The organism is Caulobacter sp. KR2-114 (genome assembly GCF_049446115.1).
Lineage (GTDB): Bacteria > Pseudomonadota > Alphaproteobacteria > Caulobacterales > Caulobacteraceae > Acaudatibacter.
This window is the reverse complement of sequence record NZ_JBMSEC010000001.1, coordinates 249,476-271,403: the sequence shown is the minus strand read 5'-3', so window position 1 is coordinate 271,403 and position 21,928 is coordinate 249,476. Positions and strand designations below refer to the sequence as shown.

At 66.2% G+C, this 21,928-nt stretch carries 9 protein-coding genes and 1 pseudogene; 9 read left to right on the top strand and 1 reads right to left on the bottom strand.

Annotated elements, in window-relative coordinates; genetic code table 11:
* Positions 1-26 precede the first annotated feature (26 nt).
* The 6 genes and pseudogenes from ACO2Q3_RS01115 to ACO2Q3_RS01090 all read left to right on the top strand — a co-directional run bounded on the left by ACO2Q3_RS01115 (position 27) and on the right by ACO2Q3_RS01090 (position 16,347).
* A complete protein-coding gene (locus ACO2Q3_RS01115; protein ID WP_423304520.1) occupies positions 27-269 on the top strand; it encodes a hypothetical protein in 243 nt (80 codons plus the stop codon).
* A gap of 1,002 nt (positions 270-1,271) precedes the next feature.
* A complete protein-coding gene (locus tag ACO2Q3_RS01110; protein WP_423304519.1) occupies positions 1,272-3,032 on the top strand; it encodes a type I secretion system permease/ATPase in 1,761 nt (586 codons plus the stop codon).
* Entirely contained in the window at positions 3,029-4,354 is a 1,326-nt protein-coding gene (locus ACO2Q3_RS01105) for an HlyD family type I secretion periplasmic adaptor subunit (RefSeq protein ID WP_423304518.1), read from the top strand. Before ACO2Q3_RS01110 ends, ACO2Q3_RS01105 begins: the two co-directional genes overlap by 4 nt.
* Positions 4,355-5,384: 1,030 nt before the next feature.
* Positions 5,385-6,128: pseudogene (locus ACO2Q3_RS01100) on the top strand (hypothetical protein); the annotation flags it as partial.
* Positions 6,129-6,737: 609 nt separating this feature from the next.
* A complete protein-coding gene (locus ACO2Q3_RS01095; RefSeq protein WP_423305641.1) occupies positions 6,738-15,368 on the top strand; it encodes a calcium-binding protein in 8,631 nt (2,876 codons plus the stop codon).
* Between the two features lie 109 nt (positions 15,369-15,477).
* Positions 15,478-16,347, top strand: a complete 870-nt coding sequence (locus tag ACO2Q3_RS01090) for a S1/P1 nuclease (protein ID WP_423304516.1) — start codon at positions 15,478-15,480, stop codon at positions 16,345-16,347.
* 142 nt (positions 16,348-16,489) lie between these two features.
* On the opposite strand, the gene ACO2Q3_RS01085 is transcribed toward ACO2Q3_RS01090, so the two are convergent.
* Complete coding sequence (locus tag ACO2Q3_RS01085) at positions 16,490-17,884, bottom strand: FAD-binding oxidoreductase (RefSeq protein ID WP_423304515.1); 1,395 nt, start codon at positions 17,882-17,884, stop codon at positions 16,490-16,492.
* 320 nt (positions 17,885-18,204) lie between these two features.
* Between ACO2Q3_RS01085 and ACO2Q3_RS01080 the strand changes: the two genes are divergently transcribed.
* The 3 genes from ACO2Q3_RS01080 to leuC all read left to right on the top strand — a co-directional run bounded on the left by ACO2Q3_RS01080 (position 18,205) and on the right by leuC (position 21,928).
* Complete coding sequence (locus ACO2Q3_RS01080; RefSeq protein WP_423304514.1) at positions 18,205-19,506, top strand: MFS transporter; 1,302 nt, start codon at positions 18,205-18,207, stop codon at positions 19,504-19,506.
* Position 19,507: 1 nt separating this feature from the next.
* The gene (locus ACO2Q3_RS01075) at positions 19,508-20,395 is read left to right on the top strand and encodes an amidohydrolase family protein (RefSeq protein ID WP_423304513.1); all 888 of its coding nucleotides are present in this window, start codon (positions 19,508-19,510) and stop codon (positions 20,393-20,395) included.
* Positions 20,396-20,509: 114 nt separating this feature from the next.
* Positions 20,510-21,928: a 3-isopropylmalate dehydratase large subunit gene (gene leuC / locus ACO2Q3_RS01070; RefSeq protein WP_423304512.1), complete on the top strand. Its 1,419-nt coding sequence runs from the start codon at positions 20,510-20,512 to the stop codon at positions 21,926-21,928.

Sequence of the window (21,928 nt, the reverse complement as noted above, 5' to 3'; positions counted from 1 at the left end):
GTCAAATGAGCCATGGGAGGCCCAGAATGCGGCACGCCTTGATGATGATCGCCGCCGTCGGACTGCTGGCGGTCTCCGCCGGGACCACCCAGGCCGCCGCGACCGCACCCTACAAGCTCGACTCGGCCGGCAAGTGCATCGGCTCTAACGGCCAGTTCGCGAAGGCTGAGTTATGCGGGCCGGCCGTGCCGGTGAAGCCGATCAAGTGCAAGGATCCGAAGACCAAGAAGTTCACGAAGTGCACCGCGCCGGGCGCTGTGCCGGCCTGACCACTGGTTCTGTACGAGGTGGGGCGGGGCCCGGTGGACCCGTCTCATTTCGCTGTCGAAGTCGCGCTGGGTCGACTAGGGGCTCCGTCGCCGATGGTTGGTGGCTCGGAAAACGGTGGGGACGGACGTGATGCGAGGCATTTTGGGGCTGGCCGCTTTGGCGCTGCTGGCCGGATGCAGCAAGCCCGCACAACAATCAGGCTTCGGCGGCGACTGACCCCTGCCAGCCGCGGCTTGGGACCTGGAACGGCGCATCGCGAAGCGCCGTCTCCGTGACCCACGCCGGTACGCTTTACACGGTCGCCCCGGGCGCAGGGCGACGATCACGAGGTCGGCCCTTTGGAGTGCCGTGGCGGGCAGCTCGAGCAGGCGAATGGCGCGTCGAACACGTCGCTCGCGTCTGTCGCGACCGGCGCCGACGCATTGACGATCCTGGTCGACGGTGAGGCCTTCAAGAAATAAGGGCGCGGCCCCTGGGGCGCTGTTGGTCCCGCGTGAAGCCTTGGCCCGTCAGGTCTCACCTCGATCCTGGGACGGGCTATAGGGGGCGACGGTGCGCCCGCAGTCAGGACCGCTGTCGACGAGGTCGACAGACGACCTGTTTTCCGCACTCACAAGCGCCAAAGCCACATTCAGGTCGCAGCTCCGCGGCAGCGCGCCATGGACGGCCCTGCGGCGCCTCCGGACGCGACCACGTGGTCCGATGGACCATTTCAATTGTTGCAATCGCGCTGGTTTGGAGCGTTCTGCAGCCGGCATTGGCGATGAACCTGGGCGTGCAGCGGAACGCGTTGCGTCATCGATATAGGTAGTTCCCACAACCTTAACATGGTGAAACACCCGTCTGGATCACGAGGCCGTCATCGCAGCAACTTAACCTTGCGATGCATTTCGGCTTCGACGCAATCGTAACCCGCCTGTCGGGAGGCGTCATGATCGGTTGCGTGGTTGAGTTGCGTTTCGGGTGGTCTGGCCAGTCTGTGCCGGGGCGGACGGCTGTCGATGGCTGACCGCCTCTCAAGGCCAAGCTCCGCCCTCTCGGGACCCTGCCGGGCGGCACTCGCGGCGGTCCGCTCCAGCTTCATCGCGGCCGCCGGGTTTAGCGGCGCGATCAATCTGCTGATGCTCTCCGGTTCTCTTTTCATGCTCCAGGTCTATGACCGCGTGCTGCCCAGCCGCAGCCTGCCGACCCTGTGGGCGCTGCTGGTGCTGGTGGCCGCGCTCTATGCGGCGCAAGGCTTGCTGGAGTTGATCCGTTCCCGGCTGTTCGCCCGCATCGGGCGGCACGTCGATCGCTCGCTCGGTCCGCTGGTGTTTGCTGGCCAGATCGACGCCGCGAAGGGGACGGGGAGGGGCGCGAGTTTCCGGGATCTGGAACAGCTGCGCGCCTTCCTGTCGAGCGCTGGGCCGACGGCCATCTTCGACCTGCCATGGCTGCCTATCTATCTGCTGCTGATGGCTCTGCTGCATCCGCTGCTTGGGCTGATGGGCGTGGTAGGCGCCGCCCTGCTAGCCGTCTTGACTTGGCTTAGTGAAAAGTCGGCCGGCCCGGCGCAGCGAGAAAGCTCCCGGCTGGCTGCCGAAGCCAATGCCCTCGCCGAGCAGGCGCGCCGCGGCGCGGAAACCGTCGGGCCGCTCGGCATGGCGGGTGTCCTCGGCGCCCGCTGGGCCGAACGGAACTTGGCGGCCGGCGCGGCTGTGTTGGCCGGGGCAGACGCCGCGGGCTTCTTCGGCGCCTTGTCGCGCTTCGTCCGCATGGCGCTGCAGTCGGCGACCCTCGCGGCAGGCGCCTTCCTGATCGTCTCCGGCAAGGCCACCGGCGGGGTGATGATCGCCTCGTCCGTGCTTCTGGGGCGCGCCCTGGCGCCGGTGGAGTTGGCCATCGCGCACTGGCGTTCATTCGTCGCCGCGCGCCAGGCGTTCGGCCGTCTGGAGGCGGCCCTGACCGATATGGATGCGTCAGGCTCAGCCGCAATGGCGGCAACGGAGCGCCTGGCGCTGCCGGCGCCGAGCCGCACCCTGGTCGTGGAGCAGCTCACAGTGGCGGCGCCTGGTGCGGCCCGGCTGCTGGTACAGGGCGTCGGCTTCAGCCTGCAGGCTGGTGAGGGCTTGGGCGTCATCGGTCCCAGCGGCGCCGGCAAGTCCACCCTGCTGCGCGGCCTGGTCGGCGTCTTGCCGCCGCATCGCGGGACCGTTCGCCTCGACAGTTCGACTCTGGACCAATGGCCGCGAGACGTGGCTGGCCGCTTCATCGGCTACCTGCCGCAGCAGGTGGAGCTGTTCCCTGGAACGGTGGCTCAGAATATCGCCCGGTTCGACCCGGCGCCGCCGGAGGGCGCCGTGTTGGCGGCGGCGGCGATCGCCGGGGTCGATAGTCTCGTCCGCGCTCTTCCGGACGGTTTCGAGACCGAGGTGGGTGAGGGCGGCCAACGCCTGTCGGCGGGGCAGCGCCAGCGCATCGGGCTTGCCCGCGCGCTCTACGGTGATCCCTTCCTGGTCGTGCTCGATGAGCCGAACGCGGCTCTTGACGCAGAGGGCGAGGCGGCGCTCGGCCGAGCGATGGCGCAGGCCCGCGGCCGGGGCGCTATCGTCATCGCCGCTGTGCACAGGCCCAGCGGCCTTGCCCCGCTTGACAAGTTGCTGGTCTTGGCCGGCGGCGCGCAGCAGGCCTTCGGTCCGCGTGAGGACGTGCTGCGAAGGGTGCTGGCGGCCCAGGCTGGCGCACCGTCGCCTGCGGCGCCGCATCTGGAGGTCGTGTCGTGACGGCGACTTCGACCAACGCCCTGGGGGTAATCCCGTCCGGCGCTGGAGCTGACGACCTCGGTCTGGCCGCGCACCGTAGGGCCGGCGTGACGGTGATGGCCGGCCTGGGGATTGCGATCTTCGGCTGGGGGCTTCTCGCGCACATTTCCGGGGCCGTGATCGCGCCGGGCCGGGTGACCGTGGAGTCCAGCGTCAAGCGCATCCAGCACCGGGAGGGGGGCATCGTCGGAGACGTTCTCGTTCACGAGGGTGATCGCGTGGCGGCAGGCCAGACGCTGGTCCGGCTGGACGCTACGGTGGCCGCAGCCAATGCCGCCAACGCCGGGAGCCAGGACGCAGAACTTCAGGCGCGGCGGCTGCGCCTTGAGGCCGAACGCGATGGCCTCGCCCGGATCGCGCCGCCGGCTGGCGCTGACCCGGTCCTGGCTGTTGCGTTGCGCGCCGAGCAGGCGCTGCTGACGACGCGCCTCACCGAGCGCGAGCAGAAGAAGGCTCAACTTCGCGAGCAGGCCAACCAGGCGAGCCAGCAGATCGAAGGTCTGCAGGCGCAGGTGGCCTCGCAACAGGACCAGTTCACCCTGATCCAGGGGGAACTGAAGGGCATTCGCGACCTCTATGCCAAGGGCTTGTCGCCCCTGAGCCGGGTGAACGCCCTTGAACGCGAGGGAAAGCGGCTGGAAGGCGAACGCGGCCAGCTCGTGTCCGAGATCGCGCGCACCCGCGCCCACATTGCCGAGATCCGTGTCCAGCTCCTGCAGGTCGACACCGATCACCTGCAAGAGGTGATGAGCGACCTCAAAGACACCAATCTGCGGCTGGGTCAGGTCCAGGACCAGAAGGTGACCAGCGACGACCAACTGCATCGACTGGAGGTGCGCGCGCCCGTCGCAGGGCGGGTGCAGCAGCTGGCTTTGCATACCCGTGGCGGTGTGATCGCCCCCGGTGAGACACTCATGCTCATCGTGCCTCAGGACGACCAGCTCGTCGTCGAGGCCCGGGTCGACCCGCAGCATATTGAGCAGGTGAAGGCTGGCGCCCCTGCCCAGATCCGCATGACGGGCTTCCAGGGGCCGGCGACGCCGGAGATCACCGGCCGTGTCGCTCTGGTGGGGGCTGACGCTCAGGCCGACGAGAAGACCGGTGCGAGCTTTTTCGTTGTGCGCTGCGTGTTCAGCACCACCGCGCTGATCCCGGCCATGCGAGCCGGTTTGATCCCCGGCATGCCCGCCGAAGTCCACATCCAGACCCGCAGCCGCAACGCCTTGAGCTACTTCCTCAAGCCGCTCTCGGACCAGATGGCGCGGACGTTTCGGGAGGAGTAACGATGCGCCATGGGATAACCGCTCCAAGACGAATGCTGCGCGGTGCGTTCGGGCTCGCGGTATGCCTCGGACTAATGCCCGCAGGCGCTTTGCGTGCGGATATTGTTGCTGTGCCGCAAGCGGGCTGGGTGAGATCGTCAGACGCGTGGACTTATACACCAACCGGACTCCGCTGTCCGGATGTTGTGGAGTCAAGGGGCCAATTTATACACAAATCGACTGAAGATGCTGGCCGCCTGGGCTTCATCTGCCGATACAAAAGGGGGTGCGCGAGTACGTGCGCCCCTGGGCAGGAGCCCCTGGTCGACATCTCGGGAAGCCGGGACGTCGCGACCGCTTTGACTTGGTTCCACGAGCTTAGGCGAGACAGCAGGTGGGCTGAATCCGGCACCAACGTCTACATAACGCAAGCCGGAGTGGCAGATACTATTGCTGTATTGCCTGCTAGGCGTGGCTACGTCGTTGTTAGGACGATTTGCGCGCTGCGGGATTGTCAGCAAATTTCGGGCGTTGGCCCTGCATTTGTGAACGCCCAGGCCGGGGGCATCCATCACCGTGAATCCAGCGAAAGGAATTCGAAGTGACGACTGAAGCAAAAGCAGCATCGACTTCGAACCCTAACGCGTTGTTCGTCCCTCTAGCAACAGGCCTGGTTTGGGATAATACGACTGATGTGCAGGATGGGATAATCTCCATCAACTTTGTCGACAGAAATAGTACAGCTTCTGAGATTGCGTATTATGATGGTCTGATAAATCATTTTAACTCTTTACATAATCCTGCAAACGCAAATCCGGCTTCGCCATACTACGTGTACGGAAGTTCCGCACTGTCTGACGATGAGGTGAAGCTTTATATTGACGCGCTAAATATTTGGCAAAAGTTCATAACGTTTAAGTATGTAGTGGATGACAATTTCGGCGACGACTACACAATTGGCGAGCTGTGGAACGCAAACAACACGTCGCAAGCTGCCAATACGTTCGCCCCGCAAAATGCTAATATTTTCTCTGGCCTATACACAGCAGGCATGAATGCGGCACCAGCGGGATTCCAACAATACGGAATCTTGCACGAAGTCGGCCATCTCCTCGGCTTGGATCATCAGACGGCAGCTCATGTCGGTCTGGACTACGACGTCTATACGATCATGGTGCCTGGGAACTATCCCCAGTATGACATCGACGGTCTGTCCTTTGTGGCGTTTCCCGTCACGCCTATGGCGCTCGATATCGCCACTATGCAGGCCCAATATGGGCCTGCTGCACACGCAAACGATGGAAATACGACATACCAAATAAGCATAGATTCCACCGCGTTGAATATGGATTCAACAAAGGCAGACATCAATAACGGGGCGCAGTACGCGTGCATTTACGATACTTCGGGAACCGACTTGCTCGCGTACTCTGGGCCGCTCGACGCCCTTATCAACATCAACGCCGCAACACTCTCTCTAACGGATGGGGCGGATCTTGCGACGCTGCTTGGAGAGCTCCAGGCTTCGGGTGAATGGTCGAAGCTGAGCACTCAAACCCAAACGGAGATCGCTGATGCTGGGCACCACGCGGGTGGGTTCATCTCTTCCGTTCTTGGCGTCGGCGGAACGCGAATCCCCGGCGGGTACACCATTGCCAACGGCGTAACAGTCGAGGATGCCAATGGGGGTGCTGGAAACGACGTCATCATTGGCAATGAGATATCGAACAAGCTGTCCGGAGGAGACGGGGACGACTACCTGTTTGGCGGCGCCGGAGACGACAAGTTGGATGGGGGCGGAGGCCTCAACAATCTGTACGGTGGAACTGGCGTCGACACCGTCGACTATGGTGCTTCCAGCGCGGTAACCCTGACGGTTAGTGCCGCGACTGACGGTGCATCTAAGGGCGTCGGTCTCGCTCATAGCGAGATAAGCGCGACCGACAATTTGTTCGGTGTTGAGATCGTCAGGCTGTCTGCTGGCGCAGATCAGGTGACAGAAACCGCCAGTGCCCAGGACCTCACTGCAGGTCTGGCATCCTCCCCCATGCTGATTGATGGCGGAGGCGGGAAGGACACGCTGACATTCGAGGGGAGCGCGGCCGGCGTCTACCTGGGCGCCGCTCACTCTACGTTTTCGGGAGCTGCCGTTGGTGGTGTCGTTGAAGTCTACGCGCACGGGGATGCCCACTCGCTGAGTGACCCGACTGGACTTGGGTATACCAACTTCGAGCACGTGGTCGGAACTGCGAATGGCGACAGACTCGCGCTCCAGTCAATGGCCCCTGGGGGGCAGCTGGATGGCGCGGCGATTGCCACTATCTCTGACGCCTGGGCGACGCTGATCGACAACAGCCAAGACCCCGCATCGATCTTTGCGCAGTATGCAGCTCGCGCCGCGAAGGTGGCCAGCATTGCGCAGAACACGCTCGACATCACCGTGGATGGTGGGGGGGGCGACGATACAATTGCCGGCCCGTCGGTCGGCAAGGTCACGATCAATGGTGGGAGCGGCAACAACACCCTGATCGCGACGGGCTACCAGACGACGTTGGTCGGCGGCGCTGACAACGACATCTTGGTCGGCGGCGGTTTCGCCACCACGATGACCGGTGGTGGTGGGAAGGACAACTACCTCATTGCCGCCAACACTCACGTTACGGATGCTGGACGCGACGATCAGATCGACTGGGGCGCCTTTGTGCTTACGGGCGGCGTCCAGCAATGGTGGCAGGAAGACGGATACGCCTACGCCTCCGTGACCGCGGGTCTCTTGAGTATCGCGCCCCCTGAATTCATGGGTGTGTTCGATCTTATCGGCATGATGCTGGATGTGCCGGAGATGACGGCATTCCGGTACACGACAACCGAGAGCGGGCAGCTAGTGATCCAGGCTGGCGATGGCCGGATTGGTGAATCCGTGGTCGACAACTACTCGCTCGACGATGCCACAGGTGGCATCACGGTTTTCAGGCTGACACTTGATCACTTTTCACTCGACCGGCTCGAGCAGACGCTCAAATACGCCTTGGCCAGCATTGGCTTGAAGTCGGGCTCAGATCCGCTCGTGCTGGATCTGAATGGGGATGGGCTGAACCTTACCAGGCAGGATGTCGGAACCTACTTCGACATCGACAACGATGGGTTCGCCGAACGGACCGGGTGGGTGGCGCCGACGGACGGCTTCCTGGCGCGGGATCTCAACGGCAACGGCAAGATCGACGGCGGCGCCGAATTGTTTGGCGATGCGACGGCGTCCGGCTTCACGGCCCTGGCCGCACTGGATTCCAACCACGACGGCAAGATCAGCAGTGCCGATGCGGCCTTCGCCAGCCTGGTCGTTTGGCAGGACATGAACGGCAATGGCGTCACCGACGCCGGCGAGTTGAAGACGCTGACCGACCTCGGGATCACTGAGATTTCGCTGACCACCGGAGCGCCAGCGACGTCTCTGGTGAACGGCAATACCGTGACGGCCACCGCGACAGTCACCTATGCGGACGGCAAGAGCGGGACGATCGGCAACGTGCAGCTGGATTCCAGCCAGCTCGACAGCGTCTACCTTGGCGACAAGACCGTCTCCACCGCGGCTGCGGCGGATCCTCAGCTGAAGGGCTATGGCAACCTCGCCGACCTGCGGGTGGCGATGACCGCCGATGCGACGCTGCTGGCAAAGGCGGACGCCTTCAAGGCGCTGCCCGCGAGTACCGACTGGGCCGGTCTGGAGAGCGCCGCGGCAGAAATCCTGCTGCGCTGGGCGCATGCGGACGCGACGACGGCGACCTCGATGGGGGGCGGCGTGTTCGACACGCAGAAGCTTGCCTTCCTCGAGACCTTCTTCGGCCAGCAGATGGCGATGCGGGATGGTGCGGGTCACCCGACCGACGTCAATGTTGCCGACCTAATGGCCAGCTGGAACGATGTGCTGGCGAAGGAGACGGTGCGACTGGCGATCCAGGGGCCGTTGGCCAGCCTGTTCCCGGGCGTGAGCTATGACGCGGCCGGCGATCGGTTCGCCTCGGCCTCGGCCTCTACCCTGGCGGATGCTCTGGGCGCCGCCCTGGGGCAGCTGTCTTCAACACCGTCAGTGGCCCTCGACCAGTGGGACGACCTGTGGGGACCCCTGATGGCGGCCCTGGCTCAGAACCTGGACCGCGTCGACGGCGTGGACGTGAAGACCGACTATGCCGTGCAGAGCCTGGTCGCCGCATTGGACGACACCACTGGCATCGCCCTGGGCCTGGACCAACTCGTGGCCGGCATGGGGCTGCAGGGGGTTCATGTCGGCGCGTCTTCGGCCGAGACCTTGGCGCGCGGGTCGGCGACTGGTCTTCAGGTCTATGTCGGCGGGGCGGGCAACGATACCCTGAACGGCGGCGCCGGCCAGGACGTCTATGTGTTCGGCAAAGGCTTCGGCCATGACGTGATCAACGACAGCGAGACGACGCAGAGCGGCGATCGGATCCGTTTCGCGGACTATACGGCCGATGACGTCACAGTGGTGCGTAGCGGCGTTGACCTTGTGATCACGGTCAAGGCGACCGGCGACAGCGTCACGGTACACGGCCAGTTCAACACGCCGGTCGTGAGCGCTGGGGGGATGCCGATCAGCGCCGACACCAGCATCGAGGAGATCCAGTTCGCCGACGGCAAGATCTGGGAGAGCGGCGACATCGCCGCGGCGGTGGGCAAGGGGACCAACGCCTCGGAAACGCTGACCGGCACTGGCCAGGCGGACACCCTGGAGGGCCTGAAGGGCGACGACACCCTGCTTGGCGGCGACAACGGCGACACCTACTACTACACGCTCGGCGACGGCCATGACGTGATCCACGACGTGATGACCAACCCCCTGCTGAACGGGGCGGACGTGCTGGCGCTGCTCGGCGGCATCATGCCGGGGAACATCACCCTGACGCGCAGCGGCGGCGGCTCGGGCAACGACCTGACCCTGACCTTCTCGGATGGCGGGTCGATCCTCCTGCAGGATCAGTTCGCCTACACGCCGCTCGGATACCAGACGAAGTACGCCCTGGATGACCGCATCGAGGCGCTGTTCTTCACCGACGGCACAGGCATCAGCTGGCTGGATCTCCAGGCCAAGACCATCGCCGCCTACACGACCGATGGAAACGACACCACCTACGGCTTCGGGACGTCCGACACCTTCTATTCCAGCAATGGCGACGACTGGATGTCCGGGCTGGATGGTGGGGACACCTACCACTTCGACCTGGGGACGGGACACGACACCATCCAGGACAATGCCCGCTATGCGGACACCTTCGTCTCCGGCGTACTGGGCTACAGCTGGGGCGCTGACGACAGCATCGTGTTTGGGGACGGGATCTCGGCGGCCGACGTGACTTTCACGCGGGTCGTTGGCACGGATGACCTGCTGATCACCATCGCGGGCTCGAGCGATACCCTGACGATCAAGAACCAGTTCACGGCCGTGAACGCCGACCTGTTTGGCCTGATCGGCCTGCAGTGGTCCAACCGCATCGAAGAGTTCAAGTTCGCCGACGGGACGAGCGTGACGTGGGAGGACGTGCTGCACGACGTCACCACCGGCACGGCCGGCAACGACGTGCTGACGGGCGCCTACTACGCCGACACTCTGGATGGGAAGGGCGGCGACGACGTGCTGTCCGGCGGCGATGACGGCGACACCTACCTGTTCGGCAAGGGCTACGGCCACGACACCATTCAGGACCGCCAGACCAACGTCCTGACGACCGCCGACGACACGGTGCTGTTCGGAGCGGGGATCACCGCGGCCGACGTGACCTTCACCCGCGACGGTGACGACCTTCTCATCTCGATGGATGGCGGCGCGGACACGCTGCGGATTCTGAACCAGTACGTGATCACAGAAACCGGCCCGTTCGGCGCGGTGGGCTTCGACCAGATCGAGGTGTTCAAATTCGCCGACGGCAGCCAGATCCTGTGGTCGGACCTGCAGGCGCAGCTCATCGCCGAGGCCAAGACCGCCGGCGACGACCACATCATCGGCACGCACGGCGACGACGTCCTGGATGGCGGGGCGGGCAACGACCGGCTGGAGGGCGGCGATGGGTCGGACAGCTATGTCTACAACGTCGGCTACGGCGCCGACGTCATCGCCGACCACCACAACAACATCCTCACGGGGGACGATGACAAGGTGCTGTTCGGCGCCGGCGTTATGGCCAGCGACATCGTCGTCAGCCGCTACGGCGACAACCTGGAGAACGCCCGGCTGACGCTGACCTCGACGGGCGAGTCCCTGTCGATCGAGGGGCAGTTTGCTTTCGGCTCTCTCGGGCCGACCATGCAGATCGAAGGGTTCAAGTTCTCCGACGGCTCAAGCTGGACCGCGGCGGACCTGCGCGCCCTTTATCTGACTCAGGCCTCGACCTCCGGGAACGACATCATCACCGGCTTCTGGTCGGATGATACGATCAGCGGCGGGGCCGGGGACGATGTCCTGCGCGGCGGCGATGGCTCCGACACCTACGTCTTCAATCCCGGCTTCGGGAAGGACGTGATCGAGGAGAGCGTCAGCAACACCTTCTACGCCGACGACGACAAGATCACCTTCGGCAGCGGCCTGAAGTCCACCGACGCCGTTCTGACCCGCAGCGGCGACGACCTGATCATCGGGTTCGCCGGCTTGAGCGACCAGGTGACGGTGAAGGGCCAGTTCGGCCACGCCGCCTACTTCGCCGGGCAGAGCGACATCGAGACCGTGACCTTCTCCGACGGGGTCAGCTGGAGCGATGCGGACATCCGTAATGCCCTGATCGCCAGCCAGGAGACCAGCGGAGCCGACACGGTGACCGGCTTCTTCACCGGGGATGTCATCGAGGGCGGCGCGGGGGATGATCTGCTGAGAGGCATGGGCGGGGGCGACACCTATGTGTTCGGCGCCGGCTCCGGTCACGACACGGTGCAGGAGAGCACGGGGTCGATCTACGAAGACCAGCCGGACACCATCGCTTTCAAGAGCGGCGTATCGACGACGGATGTCAGCTATGCCCGGTCCGGCAATGACCTGGTCGTCACCATCGCGGGCGTGACCGACACTCTGACGATCAAGGACCAGTACCTCTCGGAATCGGCGGTGGTGGAACAGTTCCGCTTCGCGGACGGCACGCTGCAGGTATGGTCGCCGACCAGCCAGTCGGTGACCTCAACCACGGCGACCTCGGGCGCCGACACCATCACCGGGACTAGCGGCGACGACCTGATCAACGGCGGCGCCGGCAACGACATCCTGAAAGGCGGTGACGGGTCCGACACTTACGTGTTCGACAAGGGCTTCGGCCGGGACACGATCCAGGAGTCGGTGGGCAACGTCACCATCCCCGACAATGACGTGATCCAGTTCGGTACGGGTCTTGCCTCGGCCGACGCCGTCCTGACGCGCAGCGGCGACGACCTGACGATCGGGTTCAAAGGCTCGACCGACCAGGTGACCGTCCAGGGCCAGTTCAGCCACGGCGGATTCTATCCGGGCTGGAGCGACATCGAGACTTTCCGCTTCGCCGACGGGACCACCTGGACCGACGCCGACGTCCGCGCCGCGCTGATCCAGCAGTCCGAGACCGCCGGCAACGACACGGTGACGGGCTACTATACCGACGACGTCTTGGACGGTGGGGCGGGCGACGACCAGTTGATCGGGGAGGGCGGTGGCGACACCTATCGCTTCGGCCTGGGCTATGGCCACGACACCATCGTCGACATCTCGGGCAGCGCCTGGGAAGACGCGCCTGACCAGGTGGTGTTCGACTCCAGCGTGATGCGCGGCGACACCCACTTCGCCATCTCGGGCGCCGACCTGGTGATCACCCTCGCCGGCGGCGCCGACACCCTGACGGTCAAGAACCAGTTCGGGGCCGAGTTCAACCAGATCGAGTCGTTCAAGTTCGCCAACGGCGAGACCCTGTCGGCGGCCGATCTGACCGCCGTGGTGGTGGCCCAGCAGAGCACGTCCGACAATGACACCATTACCGGCACATCGGGCGCCGACACGCTGGTGGGCGGGGCAGGCAGCGACATCCTGCGCGGTGGCGACGGACCGGACACCTATGTCTTCGACAAGGGGTTTGGCCAGGACACGATCCAGGAGAGCGTCGGTAACATCGGCATCAGCGACGCCGACGTGATCAAGTTCGGCGACGGCCTGAACAGCGCCGACGCCATCTTGAGCCGCAGCGGCGACGACCTGACCATCGGCTTCAAGGGGACGACCGACAAGGTCACGATCCAGGGCCAGTTCGGCCGGTCGGCCTGGTTCGACGGCTGGAACGACGTAGAGACCGTGACATTCGGCGATGGCGTCAGCATGACCGATGCCCAGATCCGCGCTGCTCTGATCAGCCAGTCCGAGACCAGCGGTGCGGACACCGTAGTCGGCTTCTGGGGCGCGGACATCCTGCACGGCGGGGCCGGCGACGACGTGCTGCAGGGGCTGGGTGGCAACGACACCTACGTGTTCGGTAAGGGCTCCGGCCACGACACCATCCAGGAGAGCGTGCCGGGAACCTACGACGACCAGACCGACATGGTGTTGTTCGACAACACCGTGGACGACGCGGGCGTCAGCTTCACCCGCTCCGGCTCGGACCTGGTGATCGGCATGGCTGGAACATCCGACACCCTGACCGTGAAGAACCAGTTCGGTGCAACCACCAGCGAGGTGGAGAGCTTCCAGTTCGCTAATGGCGACATCCTGACGATGGCCGACGTCTATCAGCGCGTCGTGAACGCCCAGGAGACGCCCGGCGCCGACACGATCACCGGCACGCGCCTGGCTGACACCCTGCAGGGCTACGCCGGCGACGATACCCTGAGCGGTGGGGCGGGGGGCGACACCTACGTGTTCGGCCGCGGTTACGGCCACGACACCCTGGAAGACCGCGGCGACAATGGCGGGGCCGCCGACGTGGTGCAACTGCTGGCCGGGGTGTCGCCTTCGGACGTGCACCTCACCCAGTCGGGCCTCAATCTCAACATCGCCATCGCCGGAACCACCGACCGCCTGACCGTGGTCGGCTACTTCAGCGGCGGGACCGACGGCATCGAGCAGATCCGCTTCACCGACGGGACGGTCTGGACGCCGACCGATGTGACGGCTCTGCTGCCGCCCGGCGATCCGCATCCGATCTATGGGACCACCGGCGCCGACACCCTCAATGGCACGTCGGGAGCGGACACCTTCTTCGGTGGCAAGGGGGCGGACAGCCTCAACGGCAGCGGCGGCAACGATCTCTACGACTACAACAAGGGCGATGGGTCTGATGTCATCAACGACGACTCCACCACCGCTGGGGAGGTCGACACCCTTCGTCTCAACGATCTCTACGCCGGCGATGTCAGCTTGACCCACTCCGGGAACAACCTGACCATCACAGTGACGGCCACCGGCGAGGTCATCACCGACAGCAATCACTTCCAGGCGGCCACGCGGGGCCTGGACGCGATCGTCTTTGCAGACGGGACTACCTGGAACCGCGGAGCCATCGACGCGGCCGCTTGGTACCGCGGCGGCTCCGGCGCGGACTACATGGGCGGCGGAGCGGGGGACGAGACCTTCCAGGGCAATGGCGGGGACGACTTCCTGACCGGCGGCGGCGGTTCGGACACCTACGTCTACGCCTCCGGCGACGGCAACGACACGATCCAGGAGAACACCACCGGCACGGCCGATATCGACACCCTGGTCTTCAGCAACCTGAAGGCTTCGGACATCACCTTCTCGCGCAACGGCGACATGTGGGCGACGGTCAACGCCACCGGCCAGTCGATCCGCGTGCAAGGTGAGTTCAGCGGCAACGGCTACGGGGTGGAGCAGATCAAGTTCGCCGATGGCGTCACCTGGAACCACGACCAGATCGCCGCGGCGTCCTGGTACCGGGGCGGCACGGGCATCGACTACTACTACGGGACCGCCGACAGCGAGACCTTCCTGGGGAGCGGCGGCAACGACTACCTGAACGGCGGCAGTGGCTCGGACACCTATCGGTACGCCTACGGCGACGGGTCCGACACGATCCAGGACGATGCGTCCGGGAACGCCGACGTCGACACCCTGGTGTTCACAAACCTGAAGGCGTCCGACGTCACGTTCTCGCGCAGCGGCGACCTCTACATCTCGATCAACGGCACGAGCGACTCCATCCGGGTGATGAGCGAATTTGCCGCCGACGGTCACGGCATCGAGCAGGTCAAGTTCTCGGACGGCGTGACCTGGAGCTACAGCCAGATCGTGGCCGCATCCTGGTACCGCGGCGGCTCCGGCGCCGACTACTACTACGGCGGCAACGGGAACGAGACGTTCCTGGGGAACGGCGGCAATGACTACCTGAACGGCGGCGCCGGCTCGGACACCTACATCTACGCCTCCGGGGATGGCTCCGACACCATTCAGGACGATGCGACCAGTACGGCCGATGTCGACACCCTGGTGTTCACCAACCTCAACCCGTCGGACGTGACCTTCGTCCGCTCTGGCGACCTCTACATCGAGGTCAATGGCCTTGGCCAATCGATCCGGGTGATGAACGAGTTCTCGGGCACAGCCGGCCAGGCTCTCGAGCAGGTTCAGTTCGCCAATGGCACGGCCTGGAACCATGCCGACATTCTCGCCAACTGCTGGATCCGCGGCGGAACCGGTAATGATACGGTCACCGGCACGGCCGACGCCGACCATCTGGATGGCCTGGCGGGCAACGACACCCTGTCGGGCCAGGGCGGCGCCGACGTGCTGGTGGGCGGCGCGGGGAACGATAGCCTGACGGGCGGGACCGGCGCCGATACCTTCGTCTTCAAGGCGGGGTTCGGCGTCGATACGATCACCGACTTCAGCCACGCGGACGGCGACATCATCCAGATCGATCACGCCCTGCTAGCCGATTTCGCGGCGGTGACCGCGGCCTCGACCCAGGTCGGCGCCGACGTCCTGATTACGGTGGACGCCAGCGACACCATCCTGGTGAAGAACATGACCTTGGCGAACCTCCATGCCGGCGACTTCGCCTTCGCGTGATGCGAGACGCTGGCTTCCAGCGTCGTGAGACGCAAGAGGCCCCGCCCGGCTTGCCGCGTGGGGCCGGGGCGGCGCAGTAGTCGTCACAGTCCCGTGCTAGCGTTCGGACATGGTTCGCATCGCCTCCTTGTTCGTCGCGGCTGGCCTTTGGGCTGTCGCTGCCTCTCCCGCCGCCGCTTGGGGTGACGTTGGCCATAAGGTCACGGCCTTGCTGGCCTATCGGCATCTGACGCCTGTCGCGAAGGCGAAGGTGGATGCGCTGCTGGCGGCGGATACCGACACCCTGACAGCGCCGGATTTTGCGAGCCGGGCGACGTGGGCGGACAAGTACCGGGCTCAGCACCGGGAAACCGCGCAGTGGCATTTCGCGGACATCGAGATCGATCAGCCGGGTCTCGATGCGGCTTGCTACGGATATCCGAAACTAGCGGCCGGCCAGGTGGCTAGCGCCGGGCAGCCGAAGGACTGCAGCGTCGACAAGATTGGGGAGTTCGAGGCGGAGCTCTCCTCCAGGGACGTGTCGGCCGACGAGCAGATCCTGGCGCTGAAGTTCCTGGTACATTTCCTGGGCGACCTGCACCAGCCGCTGCATAGTTCGGATCACCAGGACGAGGGCGGCAACTGCATCGCCCTGGAGCCTACGGTGGGTGGGTCGAAGAACCTGCACGGCTATTGGGATACGGGCGTGATGAAGGCGCTGGCCGAGACACCGGAGGCGATCGCCGACAAGCTGGATGCGGAGACGACGGCCGGGCAGCGGGCGAGCTGGTCGAAGGGGACGCCGAAGCAGTGGGCGATGCAGGCCTTTGCCCTGGCGCAGAAGGATGCCTACGCGGTGCCGTCGCGGCCGACCTGTGCGGCGAAAGGATCGGTGAGCCTCTCAGACGCCTACCAGGCGCAGGCGCAGAAGGATGTCGACCTGCAGCTGCGCCGCGCCGGGGTGCGGATCGCGGCGGCGCTGAACCAGGCGCTCAGGTAGGACGTTCGCCGGCGCGCCCTCAGACTAGACGGAAGGGCCATCTGACGACGACGGTGGAGCATTGGTCGCCGCTTGCCGCTCCGGTCTGACCGGGCGTTGCATCGCACCGCCTGGTCATTGGCGGAGAGTTCTGCGGGAAGGCTCAGTCGTCGGCCGCCCGAACCTCGAACACCTTGCCGGGGTTGAGAATGTTGTGCGGATCCAGCAGGGCTTTGAGCTGACGCATCAGGGCGATCTCGTTTGGCGAGCGGGAAACGCCCAGGAACTGACGCTTCTGCAGGCCGACACCGTGTTCGGCGGAGATGGAGCCCCTGATCTTCGCCAGGGGCTCGTAGACCAGGTGCTCGATCGCGTCCCGGGTTTGCGGAGAGCGGTCGCCGACACCGGCGATCAGATGCAGGTTGCCGTCCCCCATGTGGCCAAACGTGATCAGGCTGGCGGTATCCGGCCAGCGCGCGCGCAGCGCGCCGCGAACCTCGGTGACATAGGCCTCCATGTCGCTGATGCGCAGGGACACATCGAAGGCGAAGATCGGCCCGCTGCGCGCGGTCTGGCTGACGTCGTCGCGGATCGCCCACATGGCTTCGCGTTCGGCGCCTGACTTGGCGATCACCGCATCAGCGATGATCTCCTCTTCCAGTGCGCCGGCGAGCACCCGCTCGAACCGCGCCCCGTCCTCCGCCTGATCGGCGCCAAGGGTCTCGACCAGCACATAGTAGGCATGGCCGTAGGGGATCGGCGCGCGGCCCAGGGCCGGCGGGGTGGTGAGCAGTTCGTAGCAGTCCGACCACATCACCTCGAAGGCCGACAACGATCCGCCGAGGGCGCCCGAAAGCCGGGACAGCAACGTCGGTAGACGTTCGAAGTGGGCCACAGCGACATAGGCGGTGTTGTGGCTCAGGGGCGCGGGGCGGAGACGCAGCACGGCGCGGGTGATCACGCCCAAGGTCCCCTCGCTGCCGATGAAGAGATGCTTCAGGTCGTAGCCGGCGTTGTTCTTGATCAGGCTGTTCAGGCTCGAGATGGTCCTGCCGTCGGCGAGCACGGCCTCAAGACCGAGCACGCTCTCGCGGGTCATGCCCCAGCGTAGCACCCGGTTACCGCCGGCGTTGGTGGAAATGGCGCCGCCAATGGTGGCCGATCCGCGGGCGCCAAGATCAATGGGCAGGAACAGACCCTGCCCCTCGGCCGCCTCGCAGGCCGCCTGCAGTTTGCAGCCTGCCTGCACGGTCATTGTTGAACCAATCGGGTCGATGGCCTCGATGCCGCTCATACGCTCCAGAGAGAGGGCCAACGCCCCGTCGGCGCGGGCGCCATCGACCAGCCCCGTCAGTCCGCCCCAGGGCGCCACCGGCATGTGTGCTTCGTGCGCCAGCCGCAAGGTGGCCGCGACCTCTTCGGTGCAGGTGGGGCGAACCACCGCCTGCGGCACGCCGAGCCGGCTCCAGCGGCTGTGCGCTCGCGCCTTCGCCGCGTCCCCAACGAGCACCGCGCCTTCGCCCAAGGCGGCCTCGAGCCGCTCGATTAGACCGGACATCCGCGCTCCCTGCCATCTCCGGGGCAGCCTTGGCCGCCCGCCTTCCGCAAAAGGCTAGGACGAGGCTTGGCAAGGGGCGATGCGAAGTTTGGATTCGTTGATGTGCCAGGCGCATTGGTCTGGGGCCTGCGCCCTCTGCTACCTCCGTCGAGCCGCGAGTAGGGGGCCGGTTCCGATCCTTCAGGGCGGCGCCGGTCCTTCGGCCAAGGGAGGGAAGCGCGCTGTCGCAGACAGTCCAGCCACATGATGTCGTCCAGGTCCTGAGCCGTGGAGGTCCGCCGGAAGGCGATCGCCTGGGGCGGACGGTCCTGCGCAAGGTGATGCTGCGCATCCTGCCGTTCTGCTTCCTGGTGTTCGCCGTCAGCTTCATCGACCGCGCCAACGTCTCCTACGCCGCGCTGGCAATGGGGCGAGATCTCGCCTTGAGCGGCGAGGCCTTCGGCTTCGCCGCGGGCGTCTTCTTCCTCGGCTACCTGCTGTGCGAGGTGCCCAGCAACGCGGCGCTTCGGCGTTTCGGCGCCCGCGTCTGGCTGGCCCGCATCCAGCTCACCTGGGGTGTGGTGGCCTGCGCCTCGGCCTTCGTGCAGAGCGTACACCAGCTCTACCTGGCGCGGTTCCTGCTGGGCGTCGCCGAAGCGGGGCTGATCCCGGGCCTGATCGCCTACTTCAACTACTGGTTCCCGATGCGCCAGCTGGCGCGCACCGGCGCCCTGCTCGGGGCCGCCGTGCCGGTGGCCTACATGGCCTCCGGACCTTTGAGCGCCTGGATCATGGAGCATGTGTCTGTGCTCGGCCTCGCCGGCTGGCGTTCCATGCTGTTCACCGAGGGGGTCCCCGCTCTGATCACCGGCGCGGCGACCTATTTCGTGCTCACCGAGCGGCCGAGGGACGCCACCTGGCTCTCGCCTGACGAGCGCCGCTGGCTCGAGGCGGCGACGTCGGAGGCTTCGGAAGCCCCCGCGCTGGCCAGTCCTTCGACGCTTCAGGTGCTGATCGACCCGAAGACCCTCTACCTTGGCCTGATCTATCTGCTGTTCCAGCTCGGCAACTTCGGCATCGGATTTTGGATGCCGCAGCTGCTGAAGGCCGGCGGCAAGGGGCTGTCGCTGAGCCAGGTCGGCTGGCTGTCGGCCATCCCCTATGCCGTCGCGACGGTCGGCCTCTACCTGTGGTCCGCATCGTCCGACCGCAGCGGCGAGCGCCGCCTGCACGCCGCGGCGGCCCTGGCCGTCGCGGGGCTCGGCCTGGCGGCCTGCGCCTTCGCGCGGGGCGTCGCACCGTCCCTGGTTCTCCTCTCGATCTGTCTGACCGGCTTCTACGCCTTCAAGGCGCCGTTCAACGTCCTGCCACGTCTCTTCCTCAGCCGCGAGGCGTCCGTCATCGCCTTCGCCGTGATCAACTCGGTCGGCAACCTCGGCAGTTTCGCCGGGCCGTATCTGTTCGGCGTGATCCGCGGCCACACCGAAGGCCCCACGCCCGGCCTGGTGGTCCTGGCTGTCGTCACCCTCGTGGCCGCGGCGCTCACCTTCCTGCTGGGTGTCGGGGGAGGGCGCTGTGCGGCGCCCGGCCCGACGCGCCGGCCATCGCTCAATCCCCAAGCTTCCGGTGGCCTGAATGCCTGATGTGTCGTCACAAGACTTGATCCGGGGGGAAGCCCTCCAGGCGCCCTGGTCGCTGGGCTGCGCCCCCCCGAAGACGCCGGCGCCCGTCGGCGCCACGGACTGCCACCACCACATCTTCGATCCGCGCTTCGAGCGCCCGGAGGTGGGACGGGGCGGCAAGGCGACGGTCGAGGACTATCGGCTTTTCAAGCGCCGCCTCGGCCTGTCGCGGTCGGTGATCGTCGCCGCCTCCTACCATGGGACCGACAACCGTGGTGTGGTCGCCGCCCTCGAGCACCTGGGGACGGACGTCGCGCGCGCCGTGGTGCTGGTCGACCCGGAGGTCCCTCAGACAGCCTTGGAAGACTATCGCCGCGCCGGCGTGCGCGGCATGCGGGTCTACATGGCCAAGAACCGGGTGCCGGACCGAGAGGAGCTGGCCGCCATGGGCCGGCGCGCCGCCGACCTTGGCTGGAGCCTGCAGTTCGTCGGCAATCGCGAGCGGGAGGTGCTCGTGGAGCGCCAGGACGAGATTCTGGGTCTGCCTTGCCCGGTGGTGGTCGACCACTTCGGGTGGGCGCCGCAGCCTGAGGGGACGCAAAGTGCGACCGCGAAGCTGCTCTACAGACTGCTGGAGCGACCCGGAGGCTATGTGAAGCTCTCTGGGCTCTACCTTTCCTCGCGCGAAGGCTTTCCGGCCTACCGTGACATCGATCCCCTGGCGGTGAAGCTGGTCGGCCTCAACCCCGACCAGCTGATCTGGGGATCGGACTGGCCGCACCCGGTCGCCGGCGCGCAGAAGCCGGACGGGGCCATGCTGTTCGATCGCCTGGCCGAGTGGGCGCCGGATGAGGCCGTGCGGCGCCGCATCCTGGTCGACAATCCCACCCGGCTCTATTGGGCGGACTGATCAGCTCGTTGCGCAATGGGCGCACGGCATAGATCGATTTGCCATTCGCATGAGCCGCGCCGGCCCGCGCCGCTATCGTTCACTGCAAGATTGCAAAGGGGGCCGACTGCCAGCATGGCCGGCGCAAGGACGCTTTACGACAAGCTGATCGATCAGCACCGGGTGCGCGACCTCGACGAGGACGGCCGCCAGCTGCTGCTCTACGTCGACCGCACCGTGCTCAACGAGTACACCAGCCCCCAGGCCTTCTCCGGCCTGCGCGAGGCTGGGCGCAAGGTCTGGCGCCCGGAGGCGGCGCTCGGCGTGGTCGATCACGTCAATCCCACGGCGCCGCGACGCGTAGCCGAGATGCCGGACGCCGGTGGGGCGCGGCAGACTCTGTACTTCGCCGAGAACTGCCGCGACTTCGGCATCGAGCTGTTCGACGTGCTGCACCCGATGCAGGGCATCGAGCACGTGGTCATGCCCGAGCTCGGCCGCGTCACCCCCGGCATGGTGGTCGCCGCCGGCGACAGCCATACCACCACCTACGGGGCCCTCGGCGCGCTCGGCTTCGGCATCGGCACGTCGGACATCGAGCACTACCTTGCCACCCAGACGGTGATCTACCGGCGACTGAAGTCGTTGCGCGTCGCGGTCGACGGCCGGCTGCGGGCCGGGGTCACGCCCAAGGACGTGGTCATGCGCCTGATCGAGGCGATCGGCGCGTCGGGCGCCACGGGCTACGCCATCGAGTTCTGCGGGACGGCCATCGAGGCGATGAGCGTGGAGGGACGCATGACCCTCTGCAACATGGCGGTGGAGTGCGGCGCCCGCGGCGCCCTGGTGGCCCCGGACCAGGCGGTGTTCGACTACCTGGCGCCCAAGCTCGCCTGGCCGGCGGACCTCTGGGACCAGGCGCTGGACGCCTGGCGGGCGCTGCGCAGCGACGCGGATGCGGCGTGGGACCGCGAGATCAGCCTGCGGGCCGGCGACATCGAGCCGATGGTCACCTGGGGCACCAGCCCCGACCAGGCCGGCCCGATCGGCGGTCGCGTCCCGTCGCCCGGCGAGGTCGGCGATCCGGCGCGCCGCCAGGATGTGGAGCGGGCGCTGGCCTACATGGGGCTTCAGCCGGGGCAGAGGCTGGACGAGATCCGCATCGACCGGGCCTTCATCGGCTCGTGCACCAACGCCCGGATCGAGGACCTGAGGGCCGCCGGCGACGTGGTGCGCGGGCGACGCGTCGCCGAAGGGGTGCGGGCCATGGTGGTTCCGGGGTCCAGCGCCGTGCGGCGCCAGGCCGAGGCCGAGGGCCTGGACCAGGTGTTCCTTGAGGCTGGCTTTGAGTGGCGGCAGTCGGGTTGCTCGATGTGCCTGGCGATGAACGACGACGTGCTGTCGCCGGGCGAGCGGTGCGCCTCCAGCACCAACCGCAATTTCGAAGGGCGCCAGGGGCAGGGCGGACGCACCCACCTGATGAGTCCGGCCATGGTCGCCGCCGCGGCGATCACCGGTCGGCTGACCGACAGCCGGCGTTTCTCGGAGGCGTGA